General features: G+C 47.6%; 16 protein-coding genes, 1 pseudogene and 2 riboswitches. Of the genes and pseudogenes, 5 read left to right on the top strand and 12 right to left on the bottom strand.

Annotated elements, in window-relative coordinates:
* Positions 1-29 precede the first annotated feature (29 nt).
* Positions 30-959 (bottom strand): prolyl aminopeptidase, encoded by a 930-nt coding sequence (gene pip / locus ABDZ76_RS11010; RefSeq protein WP_343805358.1) that lies wholly within the window; start codon positions 957-959, stop codon positions 30-32.
* 602 nt (positions 960-1561) lie between these two features.
* Between pip and ABDZ76_RS11005 the strand changes: the two genes are divergently transcribed.
* Positions 1562-2494 (top strand): LysR family transcriptional regulator, encoded by a 933-nt coding sequence (locus tag ABDZ76_RS11005; RefSeq protein ID WP_343805356.1) that lies wholly within the window; start codon positions 1562-1564, stop codon positions 2492-2494.
* Positions 2495-2542: 48 nt separating this feature from the next.
* Here the strand turns inward: ABDZ76_RS11005 and ABDZ76_RS11000 are convergent, their stop codons facing one another.
* The 4 genes from ABDZ76_RS11000 to ABDZ76_RS10985 all read right to left on the bottom strand — a co-directional run bounded on the left by ABDZ76_RS11000 (position 2543) and on the right by ABDZ76_RS10985 (position 4694).
* On the bottom strand, positions 2543-3190 hold the full coding sequence (locus ABDZ76_RS11000) for a TenA family protein (RefSeq protein ID WP_343805354.1): 648 nt from the start codon (positions 3188-3190) through the stop codon (positions 2543-2545).
* 78 nt (positions 3191-3268) lie between these two features.
* A riboswitch (TPP riboswitch) is annotated at positions 3269-3384 on the bottom strand.
* Between the two features lie 53 nt (positions 3385-3437).
* Complete coding sequence (locus ABDZ76_RS10995) at positions 3438-3650, bottom strand: hypothetical protein (protein WP_343805352.1); 213 nt, start codon at positions 3648-3650, stop codon at positions 3438-3440.
* Between the two features lie 130 nt (positions 3651-3780).
* On the bottom strand, positions 3781-4368 hold the full coding sequence (locus ABDZ76_RS10990; protein WP_343805350.1) for a hypothetical protein: 588 nt from the start codon (positions 4366-4368) through the stop codon (positions 3781-3783).
* Positions 4369-4385: 17 nt separating this feature from the next.
* Entirely contained in the window at positions 4386-4694 is a 309-nt protein-coding gene (locus tag ABDZ76_RS10985) for a PepSY domain-containing protein (protein ID WP_343805348.1), read from the bottom strand.
* A gap of 210 nt (positions 4695-4904) precedes the next feature.
* Between ABDZ76_RS10985 and ABDZ76_RS10980 the strand changes: the two genes are divergently transcribed.
* The gene (locus ABDZ76_RS10980; RefSeq protein ID WP_343805346.1) at positions 4905-5108 is read left to right on the top strand and encodes a CsbD family protein; all 204 of its coding nucleotides are present in this window, start codon (positions 4905-4907) and stop codon (positions 5106-5108) included.
* Positions 5109-5245: 137 nt separating this feature from the next.
* On the opposite strand, the gene ABDZ76_RS10975 is transcribed toward ABDZ76_RS10980, so the two are convergent.
* On the bottom strand, positions 5246-5641 hold the full coding sequence (locus tag ABDZ76_RS10975) for a PRC-barrel domain-containing protein (protein ID WP_343805344.1): 396 nt from the start codon (positions 5639-5641) through the stop codon (positions 5246-5248).
* A gap of 201 nt (positions 5642-5842) precedes the next feature.
* Between ABDZ76_RS10975 and ABDZ76_RS10970 the strand changes: the two are divergent.
* Both ABDZ76_RS10970 and ABDZ76_RS10965 read left to right on the top strand, forming a co-directional pair.
* Positions 5843-6019: pseudogene (locus ABDZ76_RS10970) on the top strand (plasmid stabilization protein); the annotation flags it as partial.
* Positions 6020-6065: 46 nt separating this feature from the next.
* Positions 6066-6305, top strand: a complete 240-nt coding sequence (locus tag ABDZ76_RS10965) for a hypothetical protein (RefSeq protein ID WP_343805342.1) — start codon at positions 6066-6068, stop codon at positions 6303-6305.
* 57 nt (positions 6306-6362) lie between these two features.
* Here the strand turns inward: ABDZ76_RS10965 and ABDZ76_RS10960 are convergent, their stop codons facing one another.
* The gene (locus tag ABDZ76_RS10960; RefSeq protein ID WP_343805340.1) at positions 6363-8033 is read right to left on the bottom strand and encodes a formate--tetrahydrofolate ligase; all 1671 of its coding nucleotides are present in this window, start codon (positions 8031-8033) and stop codon (positions 6363-6365) included.
* Positions 8034-8305: 272 nt separating this feature from the next.
* Here ABDZ76_RS10960 and ABDZ76_RS10955 point away from each other — a divergent pair, with 272 nt between their 5' ends.
* Positions 8306-8464 carry a hypothetical protein gene (locus ABDZ76_RS10955; protein WP_343805338.1) on the top strand — a complete coding sequence of 53 codons (159 nt, stop codon included), beginning with the start codon at positions 8306-8308 and terminating at the stop codon, positions 8462-8464.
* Between the two features lie 89 nt (positions 8465-8553).
* Here ABDZ76_RS10955 and ABDZ76_RS10950 read toward each other — a convergent pair whose 3' ends face one another.
* Genes ABDZ76_RS10950 through ABDZ76_RS10930 form a run of 5 tightly spaced genes read right to left on the bottom strand, consistent with a single transcriptional unit; the run spans position 8554 to position 12581 of the window.
* Positions 8554-9327, bottom strand: coding sequence for a class I SAM-dependent methyltransferase (locus ABDZ76_RS10950; RefSeq protein ID WP_343805336.1), 774 nt, complete (start codon positions 9325-9327; stop codon positions 8554-8556).
* Positions 9327-9752: a pseudoazurin gene (locus ABDZ76_RS10945; RefSeq protein ID WP_343805334.1), complete on the bottom strand. Its 426-nt coding sequence runs from the start codon at positions 9750-9752 to the stop codon at positions 9327-9329. The genes ABDZ76_RS10950 and ABDZ76_RS10945 overlap by 1 nt, the downstream gene beginning before the upstream one ends.
* Positions 9752-10525, bottom strand: coding sequence for an ABC transporter ATP-binding protein (locus ABDZ76_RS10940; RefSeq protein ID WP_343805332.1), 774 nt, complete (start codon positions 10523-10525; stop codon positions 9752-9754). Before ABDZ76_RS10940 ends, ABDZ76_RS10945 begins: the two co-directional genes overlap by 1 nt.
* Positions 10522-11568 carry a FecCD family ABC transporter permease gene (locus ABDZ76_RS10935; RefSeq protein WP_374844570.1) on the bottom strand — a complete coding sequence of 349 codons (1047 nt, stop codon included), beginning with the start codon at positions 11566-11568 and terminating at the stop codon, positions 10522-10524. The genes ABDZ76_RS10940 and ABDZ76_RS10935 overlap by 4 nt, the downstream gene beginning before the upstream one ends.
* Before the next feature lie 2 nt (positions 11569-11570).
* Complete coding sequence (locus ABDZ76_RS10930; protein ID WP_343805328.1) at positions 11571-12581, bottom strand: ABC transporter substrate-binding protein; 1011 nt, start codon at positions 12579-12581, stop codon at positions 11571-11573.
* Between the two features lie 172 nt (positions 12582-12753).
* Positions 12754-12945, bottom strand: a riboswitch (cobalamin riboswitch).
* Positions 12946-13063 lie beyond the last annotated feature (118 nt).

Raw genomic sequence — 13063 nt, 5'->3', positions numbered from 1 at the left:
TTAAGCCGCTATAGCGGCCATTGCGCAATTCACGCGATATTTACCGCCAGACGTTCAGTCGCCTTTGTCAGCGCCTCCATCATCGGCCCGACAGTGGCCTGATGATTAGCCAATGTAACAATCGTGAAATTGGCTTCCGGCCATGCTTGTTTCAGTTTCCACGCCGTCATCATCGGCGTCACCGTGTCGTAACGCGCCTGTACAATTTCCGCCGGTATATGGCGGATCTTATCGATATTATCGGTCAGATAATTTGCCGGCAGAAAGGCACGATTGATCGAATAATGCGTGAAAATTTTTGACACCGCCAAAGCAGCCTGCGGATTAAGCAGTTTTGCCACATGATCAGAGCTTGGCTCAAAGGTCTGGGTGCGGGCTGAAAATCCGCGCAAAGCTTGCGCGGCCGCCATTTCTTGGCTTTCATCACCAGATGTCAAACGCTTATAATAAGCGCTCAACAGATCACCGCGTTCTTCTTCAGGTAAAAATTCCGCAAATTCCTGCCAAAAGTCTGGGAAAATTGCGCGGGAACCATGAAACCACCACGCCACATCTTCATCACCGGCAAGAAAAATACCGTGAATGCGAAAGCCCAGACATCTTTCAGGATGCGCAATCCCATAAGCCAATGACAAGCACGAGCCCCAGGAACCGCCGGTCACAACCCAGCGATCAATATTTAAATGCGCGCGAATGGCTTCAATATCGCCAATCAGTTTTTGCGTATTGTTATTTTCAAGTTCGGCAAAAGGTGTGGACTGACCACAGCCGCGCTGGTCAAATGTGACGACATAATAAGTATCAGGATCAAAGCTCTCGACCGAACGGGCAGATGCACCAGCGCCCGGACCACCATGCAGAAACACCGCTGGAATACCTTGCGGGTTGCCATAAGTATAGACAGCCAATTCATGCCCGTCACCAACCGCCAGACGAAATTCTGCATGCGTTAATGCCATTATGTCCCCCAAAACCAATCCGTTAAAAACAGATCTGCCGCATAAAACTTTTTACAGCCGCAGCTCTAATGCCTCCACCTAGAGCAACGAGCGTCCATTTTAGTGCCAAGAAAACAAGGACAATACCAATGCAAAATCAGACTAGTTATTCTGAATTGGAATAGTATGATAGATTATTCCAATTTATTTTGCTCACAAATCAACGGTTAAACAACTATGGATTGCACCAATGCAGTGCATTAAAAATAAGATCATACAGCAAGTTTTCTGGGGGAAAATGCAACGAAACGCCTTCCTTTTTATAAATATTACCGACACGCAATATGCACCAGAAAAACGTAAAAAGCCTTATAATGCAAAGCTTTCAATGCGCACGACCTTAATTAGTTATCACTAAAAAATAAAACAAACCATTAGCGCGCGCTAAAATCTTATATCTGAAAAATTGCCCACAAATCGGAATTTAAGAATAATCGTATATTCTAAATTTGCATAAGCCCATCCCTTCTTTCGCTAAGGGAGATGCAATTTACAATTGTCCGGTTATCAACAAAGAACTAAACTAAAAACAGAAACTGTGACTAAAATTAAAGTGAGTGTACATGGAACTGAAGTGGCTGAAAGATTTTGTTTCACTTGCACAATATTCCAGCTTTTCTCGCGCTGCTCAGGAACGGAACATCACGCAATCTGCGCTCAGCCGCCGCATCCGTCAGCTTGAAAACTGGGTCGGCATGCCTTTGATTGACCGTAGCAGCAATCCGATTAAGCTGACAGCGGCAGGTGCAAGTTTTTTGCCCTCTGCCCATGATGCCATTGATCTTTTATATAACTCCAGAAAATGGCTTTATGAGCAGTATAATCCCGTCTGGGAAGTGCTCTCTTTCGCAACGTTAAACAGCTTATCTTTAAGTTTCTTCCCGCTTTGGATGGCTGACATGGAAGCTGTTGGCGATGAATTTCGTGTGCGTTTTACTGATCCACACGCCTCATTTTTAGGAAATATGTCAACATTGGTACATGGCCAATGCGACTTTTTCCTGACCTATGCTCTTGATGATGTAAAGCAAATGGAAGACTTGAAAAAATTTCCATTTTTGTCGGTTGGCATGGAGCGCGTTATTGCAGTCAGTGCGCCTAATCGCGACGGCAGCCCTATGCACAGCCTCACCAAGAGCTATCTACCGACACATTTTTTAAGCTATCGCAGCAATGCATTTTTCTCCCTTGCATTGCAGCATTTAATTGAGAAACGGCAATATAATCTTCATTCTGTCTATGAAAACGGAATGTCCAGCGCACTTAAAGCAATGGCTATTTCCGGTCATGGCGTCACATGGGTTCCACAAAGCCTGGTCAATGACGAACTGAGCCGTGGGTTACTGGTTCGTGCTGGCACGACCGAAGATGATCTTTTAGTGGAAATCCGTATTTACCGAACACATAATTTCCGCAATCAGCAAGCAGAAAAATTCTGGCGCCGCGCCTCATATCTCACAACTTTAAAAGCCGAAAAAGCACTGCCTGCTGGTTAAAGATCAGGCCAGACGATATTCATCACCGCCTGACCTGACCTTTATTAATTATGCGTATTCTTGATAAGCTGCATCAAAAAATGCCAGTTCAAGCTGAACAGCGCGCGTGAAAAAGTCTTTACTGCACTCCACCTCTGTCGGACCAACGCGATCAAGTTCACCGCGTAAGAACGCAACAAAATCGCAAAAAAATGGATTATCATGCAAGGTAATCCATTCAGCATGCACAAAATTATCCGGCAGAGCCTTATCACGATCTGACGCCCACTCCAGATAAAGCCATTCTGCTACATTGAGAACGGACAAAATAGCGGCATAAGAACGGGTCTCGGCAGCTTCGCGCATAATTGCCTGAAAACCTTTAGTTGGCTGACTATCAGGAATAGCAGCTCTCATGTCAGCACTCACACCAAGCGCTTCAAAAGCACGTAAGAAATAAGTGTTTTCATCACTTGAAACCATGCCCGCAAATTGGCCGAAACGTAAACGCGCTTCGAAAGTATCAGCCGTTGCAATCGCTGCACCCAGCAATGTGAGGAAACTATCCAAGAACCGATGGTCCTGTATCAAATAGGCTGCCATCACTTCATCGCTGATTGTGCCTGCATGCAATTCCTGCACAAAACGATGATCAACCGCTTGTGACCAGAGCGGCTGGCTGCTGTTTTTTAAGATTTCAGTAAAGCGTTCAGTCATAATGCTGCCTTTTCAAGGTTGGCTGCAAGACCGACAAGTTTTTATTCATAAACGGCCTCGCAAAGAGGCCGGCAAAAGGCAGGCTTTTGTTCCCATCCCTTCGCCGGCATGATCCGGATCAGGTTCGAAGGGTCACTGCGCTTTTGATAATAGCAATATCTCAGCCCCTTGACGGGACACCCCTTGGTCTGTCCATGAGTAAGGCTATGACCACGATCCGTCAAGCATCTGACCTAAAGTTTAATAATTACTGAGCCGAAGCGGGCTCCTGAACAGGCACGCTGACATCCGGTACTTTGTCATCATTGGCAAATGAATGATTACTCTCCGATGTAATGCGTCCGTAAGCTTCCACACCCACCCAAACAAGAACTGCCAATAACAGGCTGCACAGCAAAACAACCAACACAGAGACACCCTTGCGCCCCTGTCGCGCATCCTCTGCAGGAACTTTTTTCATTGCATCCTCCTGTTTTTGAATATTTACGTTCAAAAGCGAGGAGTGGCTGAGAAATATGCATCATGGCGCATCTCTTTTCTCAAGCCACTTCAATTTTTCGATGACTTCAATCATCAGCAGGAACGCTCTGTCAGCGCATATTCAGAAGCTTCTGTCTTTCAAGCTCTACGTCTTCAGGCGTATATGGAGCGGACGTATGATCAAAACGCTCCCATCCTTGCTCACGATAATATTGGCGCCGCGCATTCACATCAACACCACCAGCATCTGCTAGAATACGTCGAGCAACCGGTGCTTTTTCATCGTCAACTTTCACTGATACTATAGCACCGCCACGACGAACACCCTCAGCATAAACATGAGCCTCGTCATCAGGCACACCGCTGTCAATAAGTGCGCCGATCAATCCCCCTGCTGCACCACCAGCTACGGCTCCGCCAACAGCGCCTGCAAGGGTGGCAGATAGCCATCCGGCCGCAACGACAGGGCCAACTCCAGGAATTGCAATCATGCCAAGACCAGCAAGCAATCCTCCACCTGCACCAAGTGCAGCGCCCACTCCGGCACCGACACCTGCACCTTCTCCGGCTTCGCTTCGGTTTTCGGCATGGTGCGAAACAATACTAATATCTTTGTATGGTATACCCGCTGCTTCAAGTTGAATAACTACACTCTTTGCAGCGTCGTAATTATCGAATAACTGATTAAGCGTTTTCATAATAATCTCCCGTTGTATTAACCTGAAGTGATGTTGCCCTGATAATCCATCTTGATCATCACTGGCGTTCCATTTTTTTCACCGGCCGCATGCCACACACCTTCATCATCGAGGGTGAGCCCCATCACATTGGTAAACCCCGCTTCTTCCATCCGGCTTTTCGCCTGATCTTGAGTGAAGCTATTTTCACCTTTAACGGGTGCTGACGGATTGGCTTGATCCGGCATAACAACTGCTGGCTTATCTGTGGTTGGTGTCGTCTGTGCCTGCCCTAATGTTGGGATACAAATGCAAGCAGCTACGAGCGTCATAGTTTTATAATTCATGATCAGCTCCTGTGTTTGTCACTGCATTTCAGTGATATTTGGTAAACACATGAGCTTTGAAAATTGTTCCTGAATTTTTATTCACAACAAGTTACATAAACAAAAATATCTTTATTTTATATAGAGTTATGATTTTTCTTCAAAATACTATGAACCATTTTGAAGCTGCCGCGTTGGTTTAATACCCTCATAAAGCAAAGGAGAAGATCAATGGATTGGAACCGTATCGAAGGTAATTGGAAACAGGTTAAAGGCAAAGTTAAAGAGCAATGGGGAAAGCTCACAGACGATGACCTCGATCAAATTCAAGGCCGCCGGGAACAGCTCGAAGGTAAAATTCAAGAACGCTACGGCATTGAAAAAGACCGCGTCAAGAATGAGATAGATAGCTGGTACAACAATCAGAATTGGTAATTAAAAACAGTGCGCCTTCATGGCGCACTGTTTATATGTATCGATTGTATAAAAAGCACCATAGGCTTATTATTAAAATGCTATTTTAACGCATAAAAATGCCGCCACAGACTGGCGGCATTTGTTTAAATAGGGACTTATTTTTCCCAACGCCCTACATATTTAAATTCAGGCGCCTTTTCGATTTCTTCCTTAGTCGCACTCATAGTTGCCTGCCATGATTTATCATCAGCGACATAGGTGATGTTTACAGATTGCGGACTAACAATCACATATTTTTCACCTATCCCTAAGAAGCCGCCAACAGAAACAATATAACCCGCCAGCTCATTGTCAGAAACGATCAGATCTTTAATTTCGCCAAAAACAGTTCCTTCAGCATCTGACACATTAAGACCAACGACATTACTGCTCAAAACATCAGTTGGTTGTGCGGTTACAAACACTTCTGTTTCTGTCGTTGTAACGGTTTGCGCATGAGCAAAACTAATCATCGCAGCTGTGGCTAAAGTCGTAATAAGAATACGGCGCATTTTATTCTCCATCTTCTTGATCATTGTTATGACGTACATAAGATGAATGCAGTAGCGCTTATGAAAGTTTCATCAAGCTTTTGATATCTTTGAATTATTTTGTGATCCTAATTTGAATTTTACTTTAGCCGGAACCCATCCAGCTGCTCCCCGTTACCCTTACAGAGTACTTATCGTTCAACTTTGGCATAGGAGAAGACGATGGAGAATGGTGACAAATCCAAATATACCGACAAGCAAAAACGAAAAGCAGAACACATAGCAGAAGGCTATGAAAAGCACGGCACATCCGAGAAAGAAGCTGAGCGGATTGCTTGGGTGACTGTCAACAAACAGGATGGCGGCGGCAAAAAACCGGGTGGTTCCGGCCGTGCCAAACAGAAAAAAACCTAACCAAGATGAAACAAACACTTAGCAGGAGGAAATGATGACTTCAGTTAGATTTCAAATCGCTGCCGCACTAAGCGTTATGGTCAATGCCGTATTTTTTGGAGTTGGGGCAATCATCGTTTTATCGGTGCCTGAACTAGCAGAGGAAGCGAAATATTTATTACCTGCTGTGGTGGTTTTGAGCATTGTTCTCACACCCATCGCCTCATGGATGATAGCACCACGACTGCGCAACCGCTATTGGCAGAAAAGAAAAACATTACATAATAAATAAAAACACCCCTAAGCTATTATGGCTTAGGGGTGTTTCACTTCATTAATTTTTAAAAAATCAGGATAACCCCTGAATTTCATTATTCTCGTTAAGGCCAATATGCTCAGCTGCCGGCACGCGCGGCAAGCCCGGCATGGTCATGATGCTTCCACAAATAACTACAATAAAGCCGGCACCCGCAGAGAGTTTTACTTCTCGTACAGGAATAATATGTCCTGACGGCGCGCCAAGGGCCGTTGGATCAGCTGAAAAACTATACTGTGTTTTCGCCATGCAAACCGGCAGATCACCAAATCCGGCCGCCTGCCACTGTTCCAATTGCTTCAGCACAGACGAGTCAGCGCTTACATCAGCTGCACCATAAATTTCACGCGCAATCTTTTGCACTTTTTCCCACAATGGCAGTTTATTATCATAGAGCAATTGTAGTTTAGCTTCATTATGATCTGCTAATTTTGCAACAGCATGAGCCAGTTCCTCTGCACCGGCACCACCTTCTGACCAATGACGGCACAAAATAGCCTGCACGCCGAGATTATCACAAACCTCGTTCAACACCGCAATTTCTGCTTCAGTGTCAGTCACAAAATGATTGATGGCGACCACAACAGGTAAACCGAATTTTTGCACATTTTGAATATGGCGAATGAGATTAACGCTACCTTTTTTCAAAGCCTGCGTATTTTCTGCGGCAAGCTCGCTCTTAGCAACCCCACCATTCATTTTCAGCGCACGGATTGTAGCAACAACCACCACCGCATCAGGGCTCAACCCAACCTTGCGGCATTTAATATTGAAGAACTTTTCCGCGCCGAGGTCTGCGCCAAATCCGGCTTCAGTGACCACATAATCACCCAGTGCCAGTGCTGTTTTTGTTGCAATCACACTGTTGCAACCATGCGCAATATTAGCAAATGGCCCGCCATGGATCAGGACCGGATTATTCTCGATGGTCTGCACCAGATTAGGTTGCAAAGCATCCTTCAACAAAGCGGTCATTGCACCATCAGCTTTTAAGTCAGCTGCGGTTATCGGCTGCTTATCCAGATTATAACCGACAATAATCCGCGCCAAACGCGCTTTTAAATCGCTCAGATCTTCAGCTAAACAAAGAATAGCCATCACTTCGGAAGCAACCGAAATATCAAAGCCGGTTTCACGTGGGTAGCCATTCGAGGGACCGCCCAAAGCAACAGTAATATCACGCAGTGCACGATCATTCATGTCAACCACACGGCGCCAAGTCACACGCCTAGTGTCAAATCTTAAATCGTTACCCCAATGGATATGATTATCGATCATAGCAGCCAGCAGATTATTGGCACTGCTGATTGCGTGAAAATCGCCCGTAAAATGCAGGTTGATATCTTCCATCGGAATGACTTGCGAATAACCGCCACCAGCGGCACCGCCTTTCATACCAAAATTGGGTCCGAGACTTGGTTCACGCAAGCATATGACTGCTTTTTTACCAATCCGGTTCAGCGCATCACCAAGCCCGACTGATGTCGTGGTTTTACCTTCACCTGCCGGCGTCGGATTAATGGACGTCACTAAAACAAGCTTGCCGCGAGGTGCGTTTTGCAATCTGTTGACCACATCATGCGTCAGCTTTGCCTTATCGTGACCATAAGGCAGTAAATCACCCGCCACGAGATCAAGCTTCGCGGCGATCTCTGTAATTGGTAGTTTGTGAGCGGCGCGAGCGATTTCGATATCAGACTTCATAGAACACTCCAGTGGCAAAACAGCTTTTACTAGTCATAACCGCTCAGCACTGGTTTTCACAACGGCATTCTGTCACGTTCCGTGTTCATCCCGTATTTTCCATACATGCCGTTTCTTCGAAGTGTTTGTGGTCAATTTCATACGTAAAAATTAATTCACTTTTCATAATTACCTATTTTCAGCGATAGAAGCTTTCAAATAAGTTCTCTAACAATACTGATCTTATGTCATCGTCAAAATGCATATAATCAATAAAAATATTTGGGGCGGCTATGTATTCTTCAAACCAAGGTCTAAAATTTCTTGCGCTTTCAACTGCACTGGTAGCGCCGCAGTTAGCCTTTGCGCAAACAGCACCAGAAAAACTGCCTGTTGCAGCAGATACAGAATATCATGCCAATTCGGCTCCGGCATTACGCAAAATGGCGTGAATGCCAAACTGAACATTAAATTCTAATCCGAGTTTAAAACAAATTGAGCCCCGTTTCGGGGCTCAATCATGTGAATGATGTTGTTATCTTCAAGCAGATGGCTTTTCAGCCACCAAAATAAAGCGGCTGTAAACGCGGGTGCGGAGATTATTCCGCAAACCACATGTGCGCCTTTGTGCCTGCGCAATCGGATCATGCGACAATCGCTTGATAGAATTGAAACCGGCGGCTTCCAGCATCGGTGCGAGGCGCTCAAAAGTGAGCCCTTCGCCAAACGGCAACCGCTCCATAATTGTTGCATGGCGCTCACTGACAGGCCCGTCATAATATTCATCCGGTGAGATTTTGTCCCACAACGCCAGCAAACGCGCAGCCCACTGACCTGATGCCTGCGGCTTTGCCCAATCACCATCATAAATCAAAATACGGCCACCGGGACGCAATATGCGGAACCAATCAGCAAATGCCACCTCCGGCTCCACCAATGTCCAAACCAGATGGCGGCACAAAATAGCATCATAGCTGTCTGCCGCTTCCATCGTTTGACCGGCATCAGCCAACAAAAAGCGCAAGCGGTCTTTGCCCGCATGTTTTAAGCGTGCGACCGCCAGCATATCTTCAGAAAAATCAAGCGCTGTCACATCATGACCGAGATCATGCACCAGCCTTGTCACTTCGCCGGTGCCGCAGGCCAGTTCCAACACGCGTTTTGGCGTCTCTCCCAAATGATCACGCATCGGCTGCGCCCATGCTTCCGCTTCCAGCCCTTTTTCAATTTTATGACCAAAAGCCCGATCAAAACTTTTCGAGCGGCGCGACCAGTAATCACGAATATCTTCTTTCAGATCGTAATTGCTGCTCATTACTGGCGGTTCTCTGCGATGATTTTTTCAAAACGATCACGGGCACGCTTTGGCATATCTTCTGCAAAAACCGGTGCCGGTGCATTTTCGCCCACTTCAATCAGCATTACCATGCCCATGCCATAATGCGGCGAGCATTTAATCGCATAGCTGCCTTCAACCGGCAGGCTGATAGTGAAGTCTTCTTCATTGATTTTGGACTTAAACGGCTCAGCCCCCTCAGGGATCATACCATCAATCGTTGCCGCATTATGACCTGGGTGGGTTTTCACAAATTTAACAGAGTCGCCCGGTGCAATTTTCAAATATTCCGGCTCATAAATCATCGAACCATGCTCATTGCGGTTATACATTTTCACTTCCCAAGTTTCGGCAAGTGCAGGAGATGCAATCAGACAAACCAGCAAGGCGGCAACGAGTTTCATCAATTATGTTCCTCTAAATGGTGAAAGCGAAAAATCATACTATCGTCGGCGCAGTCATGCAGCGGCCTTGCACCAACACGGAAAATGCCGGAGATACGTTCAGGCGTCAGCACTTCGGCGGGCTTGCCGCAAGCAATCATCCGGCCGCCATCCATCACCGCCAAACGGTCACACGCCATGGCCTGATTAAGATCATGCAACGCCATCACCACTGTCACCTGCAATGAGCTGACAAGGCGCAATAAAGCCAGCTGATGATGAATGTCGAGATGGTTGGTCGGCTCATCAAGAATTAAAAGTTTCGGGCGTTGTGCCAAGGCGCGCGCAATATGAACGCGCTGCCTTTCACCGCCTGATAAGGTTGCCCAATCATTGTCGGCCATATGCAGCATATCGACAGAACATAAAGCTTCATCAACGATTGCAAGATCTTGCGCGCCATAGGGTGAGAGCGCCGACAACCAAGGTGTACGGCCAAGCTCCACCACATCACGCACGCGCAATGCTTCCGATGTCTCGGCAATTTGTTCAACCAACGCAATGCGTTGCGCAATTTCACGGCGCGTCAGGCGCTTCAGCGGCACATCATCAAGCATGACTTGCCCCTGCGCCCGCGGCAAAAGCCCTGCCAGCAAACGCAACAAGGTAGATTTACCCGAGCCATTAGGCCCGATCAGCCCGAAGCTTTCGCCCGCTCTGATCTCAAATGAAACATCAGAAACAATCTGTTTGCCGCCGGATGCCCAGCCGAGTTTTTCCGCAGCCAGTATCATATGCGCCTCCGGTTGCTGATAAGGATCAATGCAAAACCAGGAGCCCCCACAAGAGCCGTAACAACGCCAATTGGCACTACCTGCCCCGGAATAAGAGTGCGCGAAGCAATATCTGCAGCAATCAAAAACACAGCACCCGCCAAGGCAGAGGCTGGCACCAACCGCCCATGACGCGGCCCCACGACGAAGCGCATGGCGTGCGGAATAACAAGGCCGACAAAACCAATGGAACCCACAAGGCTGACCATCGTCGCCGTCATCAATGTTGTGGCACCGATCAGCACAATTTGCACCCGCCTGACCGCAATCCCTAATGAGGCAGCCGACGAAGCGCCAAAGGTGAAAGCATCCATGGCGCGGGTGAACCATAAACAAACCAGAAAGCCGAAAAAAGCGGCTGGAACAGCCAAAGTCACATCCGGCCAGCGCACGCCGGACAAATTACCAAGCAGCCAAAACATGATGCCGCGCGCTTGTTCGGCATTGGCTGATTTTGCAATAAAAAACGAGGTTAACGCATTGAAAAGCTGCGATCCGGCAATACCGGCAAGCACCAGCTGAACCGAGCCACCACCAGCTGCGCGCGCCAAGGCTGCAACCAGCAAAAAGGCTAAAGCGGCACCGCTGAATGCACCAGCCGAAATGCCAATAGCACCACCGCCAATCCCAAGCACCGTCACGGCCACAGCACCCGTAGAGGCACCGGCAGAAACACCGAGCAAATAAGGGTCGGCCAAAGCATTGCGCACTAAAGATTGCAAAACCACACCGGACAATGCCAGCCCTGCGCCACAGGCCGCCGCCACAAGTGTGCGCGGCAAACGGTATGACCAGATAATGCCCTGATCAATGCGGTCAACCGGATAGGTTGCGCCCCATAAATTATTGGCAAACACCGTTGCCACACTTTCAAGCGGCAAAGGCGTTTCACCAACAACAACCCCGATCAGGATTGCCAATATCAAAGCGGCAGCCCCCAGCAAGCTCCAAAACAGAACCCGCAAAAAGACAGAACGTCCTTGAGAACCGGAGGCTGCACGCATAATCATTTCAGATCAAATCCGGCCAGTTTTTCAGCCAGCATTTCAAGGGCTGCAACATTACGGATTGACGGATCCATCGCATGGCCGTTCATGATAATAATGCGGTTGTTTTTAACTGCATCCATCTGGCTGGCGACCGGATCATTTTTGAGGAATTCAAGCTTTTTCTCGACATCATCAGCCAAGAAACGGCGGCGATCCATTTTTGCAATCACGATAACGGTCGGGTTAGCGCGTGCAATGGTTTCCCAGCTGACGGTTGGCCATTCTTCATCGCTTTCAATGACATTGCGAAGGTTCAGCTTTTCCATCATATAGGCGGGTGCGCCCTTGCCACCGGCAACATATGGATCAACGTCCATTTCAGCCGATGAGAACCAGAACAAAGCAGTCGCATCGGAAAGGCCGAGTGCTTTGGCTTTATCAGCAGCAGCGGCTTCGCGTGCCTTCAGGTCTGCAACCAGTGCTTCGCCTTTTTCAGGAACGTTGAAAATCTGCGAAAGTTCGGTAACGCTGGCGTAAATATTCTCAATTTTGAACATTTCGCTGCGGGTGCCGTCGGAACCAACGCTATTGTCTTTCTGCATGCAATCTGTCGCCAGAACATAGGTCGGGATGCCGACATCTTTGAAATGTTCGCGTGTTGCAATAATGCCCTGCGGGCCGATATGCCACTCATATTGAACGGAGACGAGTTCCGGCTTTTTAGCAACAATGGCTTCAAAGCTTGGATCATTGTCAGCAAGACGCTCAATCTTCGCGTTCAGGTCTTTATATTCTGGCAGAACTTCGGTGAACCAAACGCCAGTTCCAACCACTTTGTCACCAAGACCAAGCGAATAAAGAATTTCTGTTGCAGCCTGACCAACACTGACAGTGCTTTTAGGTGCCGCATCGAAAGTCACATCGACGCCACAGTTTTTCAAAGTCAGCGGATAGCTGGTTTCTGCCTGTGCAGGCAATGCAAAACAGACAGCAGTTAAAGCTGCCGCAATCAGTCTCTTATGAAACATGAACGTCTCCGGTTGATGAGGCGACCGGAAGACAGGGAGGGAATGCCGGTGCAAAGACAAGCATCAATAACAGCCGAAAAGGCTGTTTTCTCTGTGCTGACAATGGCTGACGCATCAATGCGTCTTGTGGCAAAATTCATACGACACCCCCCCGGACACCCCGTCCGGGCCGCGTTACAGTTTTTTGCCGGCAGGTCTCCTGACTGGCGCCTCGACACGTACAACGCCTTCCCATGACATCAGTCACAGTGGCTTATTGTTGTACGCTCAACGCCTACAGTTGCGGGGGCAGTTCCGGTTCATCGACAAGCGATGGCGGATTCCCTTTTGATTCCTTACGGAAACCGACGATGAAGGTCTAGTCGAACATACCTGATCCCGCAAGTCATCATTGGCATTGCGCTTCGCCGATATGCAGCGACTGATAGTTCGGCCTTTTTTCTATGGTCGCGCATTTTTTGGAATAAGCATTTAGTCTACAC

It is taken from the genome of Paenochrobactrum glaciei, assembly GCF_039522165.1.
GTDB lineage: Bacteria > Pseudomonadota > Alphaproteobacteria > Rhizobiales > Rhizobiaceae > Paenochrobactrum > Paenochrobactrum glaciei.
This window is presented reverse-complemented; position numbering and strand designations above follow the sequence as displayed.

Excerpts from the sequence above, each read along its gene's own strand:
- ABDZ76_RS10990 (WP_343805350.1), bottom strand. The coding sequence starts at position 4,368 with ATGAAAACGCTTAATCAGTTATTCGATAATTACGACGCTGCAAAGAGT.
- ABDZ76_RS10955 (WP_343805338.1), top strand. The coding sequence starts at position 8,306 with ATGTATTCTTCAAACCAAGGTCTAAAATTTCTTGCGCTTTCAACTGCA.
- ABDZ76_RS10950 (WP_343805336.1), bottom strand. The coding sequence starts at position 9,327 with ATGAGCAGCAATTACGATCTGAAAGAAGATATTCGTGATTACTGGTCG.
- ABDZ76_RS10960 (WP_343805340.1), bottom strand. The coding sequence starts at position 8,033 with ATGAAGTCTGATATCGAAATCGCTCGCGCCGCTCACAAACTACCAATT.
- ABDZ76_RS10965 (WP_343805342.1), top strand. The coding sequence starts at position 6,066 with ATGATGACTTCAGTTAGATTTCAAATCGCTGCCGCACTAAGCGTTATG.
- ABDZ76_RS11005 (WP_343805356.1), top strand. The coding sequence starts at position 1,562 with ATGGAACTGAAGTGGCTGAAAGATTTTGTTTCACTTGCACAATATTCC.
- ABDZ76_RS11000 (WP_343805354.1), bottom strand. The coding sequence starts at position 3,190 with ATGACTGAACGCTTTACTGAAATCTTAAAAAACAGCAGCCAGCCGCTC.
- ABDZ76_RS10980 (WP_343805346.1), top strand. The coding sequence starts at position 4,905 with ATGGATTGGAACCGTATCGAAGGTAATTGGAAACAGGTTAAAGGCAAA.
- ABDZ76_RS10935 (WP_374844570.1), bottom strand. The coding sequence starts at position 11,568 with ATGCGTGCAGCCTCCGGTTCTCAAGGACGTTCTGTCTTTTTGCGGGTT.
- ABDZ76_RS10995 (WP_343805352.1), bottom strand. The coding sequence starts at position 3,650 with ATGAAAAAAGTTCCTGCAGAGGATGCGCGACAGGGGCGCAAGGGTGTC.
- ABDZ76_RS10975 (WP_343805344.1), bottom strand. The coding sequence starts at position 5,641 with ATGCGCCGTATTCTTATTACGACTTTAGCCACAGCTGCGATGATTAGT.
- ABDZ76_RS10985 (WP_343805348.1), bottom strand. The coding sequence starts at position 4,694 with ATGAATTATAAAACTATGACGCTCGTAGCTGCTTGCATTTGTATCCCA.
- ABDZ76_RS10930 (WP_343805328.1), bottom strand. The coding sequence starts at position 12,581 with ATGTTTCATAAGAGACTGATTGCGGCAGCTTTAACTGCTGTCTGTTTT.
- pip (WP_343805358.1), bottom strand. The coding sequence starts at position 959 with ATGGCATTAACGCATGCAGAATTTCGTCTGGCGGTTGGTGACGGGCAT.
- ABDZ76_RS10945 (WP_343805334.1), bottom strand. The coding sequence starts at position 9,752 with ATGAAACTCGTTGCCGCCTTGCTGGTTTGTCTGATTGCATCTCCTGCA.
- ABDZ76_RS10940 (WP_343805332.1), bottom strand. The coding sequence starts at position 10,525 with ATGATACTGGCTGCGGAAAAACTCGGCTGGGCATCCGGCGGCAAACAG.